The following is a 3,554-nucleotide window of genomic DNA, read 5'->3' as shown; positions in this document are numbered from 1 at the left end:
GAAGCCCGTCTTTCCGCGGCCATCAAAGAGTTCAAGGTATCCTTCAAGGCGCGGGGGTAACTCATGCCTTCGTTGAAAGATGTAAAACTCCAGATAGCTGGCGTCGGCAAGACCAAGCAGATCACGAGGGCCATGGGAATGGTCGCCTCGGCGAAGCTGCGTGGCGCCCAGAACCGCATCGAGCGTTTCCGCCCCTACGCGGAAAAGTTCGGCGAGATGCTGGGCGATCTTGCCGCCAGAACGGAAGGGGCGGCCCATCCGCTGCTTCAGGTTCACAAGAAGGTCTCTTCGGCGGTGATCGTTCTGCTCACCTCCGACAGAGGCCTGTGCGGGGGCTTCAACGTCAATCTGATATCGATGGCGCTCAACCTGGCCCGTGCCCGGGCCGGGGAAGGGCTTGCCGTCCGGTTCATCTGCGTGGGCCGCAAGGGCCGCGACGCGGTGCGCAAGAGCGAGTACGAGACCATCGAATCGTACGGCGATGTCATGGGTTCCTTCGATTTCCGCCTGGCGGCCCGCCTGGGCGCGAGGGTGTCGCAGCTTTATGAAAGCGGCGAGGCCGACGAAGTGTACCTTGTGTACAGCGAGTTTGCGGGAATGACCCGCCAGATCCCCACGACCATGGCGCTGCTGCCCGTGAGCTCCTCCGCGAGCAAGGACGGCGAGGAGCAGGTCGGCGCGGCTGCGGAATGCCTGTATGAGCCCGAAGTCGGGACTCTGCTTGCGGAACTGCTGCCCCGCTATGTGAATGTTCAGATCTACCGCGGACTTCTCGACAACTCCGCCAGCGAGAACGCAGCGCGCATGGCCTCCATGGACAACGCCACGCGCAACTGCGATGAACTGACCAATTCTCTGACGCTTCTTTTCAACAAGACCCGTCAGGCTGCCATCACCAACGAACTTATCGACATCGTTGGCGGCGCAAATGCGCAGCAAAGCCAGTAGGAGCACTAGGGCATGACAGCAAACAAAGGCCATATTGTACAGGTCATCGGCGCTGTTGTGGACGTGGCTTTCCCCGAGGGAAATCTGCCGAACATCCTCAACGCGCTTGAGATCAATAATGTCAACAACCCCAACGCCACGGACCTCATCTGCGAAGTCGCCCAGCACCTGGGCAACAACGTGGTGCGCACCATCGCCATGGACAGCACCGACGGTCTGGTCCGCGGCATGGAAGTGGTCGATACCGGCAAACCCATCATGACCCCCGTGGGCAAGGCCGCCATCGGCCGTATCCTGAACGTGGTGGGCAAGCCCGTGGACGGCCTCGGCCCCATTGAAACGGACAAGTACTTCCCCATCCACCGTCCCGCCCCCGCCTTCACCGACCTGAACACCAAGGTGGAGCTGCTGGAAACCGGCATCAAGGTCGTGGACCTGCTCATTCCCTTCCCCAAGGGCGGCAAGATCGGCCTGTTCGGCGGCGCCGGCGTGGGCAAGACCGTTATCCTCATGGAGATGATCAACAACATCGCCAAGCAGCACGGCGGCAACTCCGTGTTCGCGGGCGTGGGTGAACGTACCCGTGAGGGCAACGACCTCTACGGCGAACTCAAGGAAGCCGGGGTTCTGGAGCGCGCCGTGCTTGTCTACGGCCAGATGAACGAGCCCCCGGGAGCCCGTGCCCGCGTGGCCCTCACCGCCCTCGCGTGCGCCGAGTACTTCCGTGATGAAGAACATCAGGACGTGCTGCTCTTCATCGACAACATCTTCCGCTTCACGCAGGCCGGCTCCGAAGTGTCCGCTCTGCTGGGCCGCATGCCTTCGGCCGTGGGCTATCAGCCCACCCTCGGCACCGACCTCGGCGGCCTTCAGGAACGCATCACCTCCACCTCCGCAGGTTCCATCACCTCCGTGCAGGCCGTGTACGTTCCCGCCGACGACCTTACCGACCCGGCCCCTGCCACCACCTTCGCCCACCTGGACGGCACGCTGGTGCTCAACCGTTCCATTGCCGAACTGGGTATCTACCCGGCCGTGGACCCGCTTGACTCCACCTCCCGTATCCTCGATCCGAACGTGGTCGGCACGGAACACTATTCCGTGGCCCGTCGTGTTCAGCAGGTGCTGCAGAAGTACAAGGACCTTCAGGACATCATCGCCATCCTCGGCATGGACGAACTTTCCGACGAGGACAAGATGACCGTGGCCCGCGCCCGCCGTATCCAGCGCTTCCTTTCCCAGCCCTTCCATGTGGCGGAAGTGTTCTCCGGCATTCCCGGCGTGTATGTGAAACTGGAAGACACCATCAAGGGCTTCAAGGGGCTGCTTGAAGGCGAATACGACTATCTCTCCGAGACGGACGTGTTCAACGTGGGCAGCATCGACATGGCCATTGAAAAGTACAACAAGCGTCAGCAGGCATAAGAGGAGACCGCTATGGAAGGTCTTCGTCTTGATATCGTCACTCCCGACAAGGTTGTGCTTCAGGAAGAAGTGGACTATGTGGGCGCAAGCGGCGTGGACGGCGAATTCGGCGTCATGCCCGGCCATGCGGCCATGCTGTCCGCTCTGAAGATCGGTGATCTTTATTACCGCAAGGGAGGCGTCACAAGCTGGGTTTTCGTATCCGGCGGCTTTGCTCAGATCGCGGACAACAAGGTGACCATTCTCGCGGAAGCCGCGGAACTGGCCTCCGACATCGACGTGGACAGAGCGGAGCAGGCCAAGGCCCGCGCGGAAGCGCGCCTCGCCGATCCGAAACCCGATACGGACGTGCACCGCGCCGAGCTCGCCCTCACCAGGGCCATCGAGCGCATCCGTGTCGCCCGGCGCTGATGCCCGCGCTCTGCGCAGGATATCAGGCGCGCTGTCGTTGCAACGCTGATGCCTGAACGCATTGAAGGGGCGCCCCGAAAGGGGCGCCCTTTTGTATTCCCGGGGGCGGGAACAGGCCTTTGCCGCGTGCACAGCGTGTTTCAGGAAAGTCCCTGCGTGGGGGAAAGGCGGGTATGTGAGCCGGGGGAGTGGCACCTTCCTCACCGGTATGTTCCGGTGTTGTGCCATGCCCATGCGTCCGCCTTTCCATGGCAGAACGGGCAGAAGCTCCTGCGCGCGGGGGAATCCGACATTTGTATTTTCGGCCGGAACGGGCAGACGTTCCGCCGTGCGGGGGCGGCTCCTGCGCGGGGCATATGTCTCCGCCGGGGAGGCGTGTCCCGCTGCGTGGGGAAGCGGACATGTCCCGGAATATCCTTTTCGCAAAAGGGCAGGCATGTACCTGCGTGCGGGAAAGGCGGGTATGGAGCCGGGGGAGTGGCATCTTCCTCACCGGTATGTTCCGGTGTTGTGCCATGCCCATGCGTCCGCCTTTCCATGGCAGAACGGGCAGAAGCTCCTGCGCGCGGGGGAATCCGACATTTGTATTTTCGGCCGGAACGGGCAGACGTCCCGCCGTGCGGGGGCGGCTCCTGCGCGGTGCATATGTCTCCGCCGGGGAGGCGTGTCCCGCTGCGTGGGGAAGCGGGCATGTCCTAGGCTCAGGACTCATTAATTGCCAAAAGGGTAAAAAGTTCTTATTGTCGGCATAGGGAGGATGCCATGAAGGA

Annotated in this window: 3 protein-coding genes; all 3 read left to right on the top strand. The window is 62.2% G+C overall.

Annotated features, from left to right (window positions below):
• Nucleotides 1–63 precede the first annotated feature (63 nt).
• From Q0K07_RS12945 to Q0K07_RS12935, 3 genes are read left to right on the top strand one after another with little or no spacing between them, the layout of a single operon-like run.
• Nucleotides 64–948, top strand: coding sequence for a F0F1 ATP synthase subunit gamma (locus Q0K07_RS12945; RefSeq protein WP_294559775.1), 885 nt, complete (start codon nucleotides 64–66; stop codon nucleotides 946–948).
• Between the two features lie 12 nt (nucleotides 949–960).
• Complete coding sequence (atpD, locus tag Q0K07_RS12940; protein ID WP_294559774.1) at nucleotides 961–2,373, top strand: F0F1 ATP synthase subunit beta; 1,413 nt, start codon at nucleotides 961–963, stop codon at nucleotides 2,371–2,373.
• Nucleotides 2,374–2,385: 12 nt separating this feature from the next.
• Nucleotides 2,386–2,784: a F0F1 ATP synthase subunit epsilon gene (locus Q0K07_RS12935; RefSeq protein WP_294559773.1), complete on the top strand. Its 399-nt coding sequence runs from the start codon at nucleotides 2,386–2,388 to the stop codon at nucleotides 2,782–2,784.
• The last annotated feature ends 770 nt before the right edge of the window (nucleotides 2,785–3,554 follow it).

Source organism: uncultured Mailhella sp. (assembly GCF_944324615.1).
Classification (GTDB): Bacteria; Desulfobacterota; Desulfovibrionia; order Desulfovibrionales; family Desulfovibrionaceae; genus Mailhella.
Note: the sequence above shows the minus strand (reverse complement) of the source record. Positions and strands in the feature narration are given on the sequence as shown.

Coding starts and splice junctions, on each gene's coding strand:
- Q0K07_RS12945 (WP_294559775.1), top strand. CDS start 64: ATGCCTTCGTTGAAAGATGTAAAACTCCAGATAGCTGGCGTCGGCAAG.
- atpD (WP_294559774.1), top strand. CDS start 961: ATGACAGCAAACAAAGGCCATATTGTACAGGTCATCGGCGCTGTTGTG.
- Q0K07_RS12935 (WP_294559773.1), top strand. CDS start 2,386: ATGGAAGGTCTTCGTCTTGATATCGTCACTCCCGACAAGGTTGTGCTT.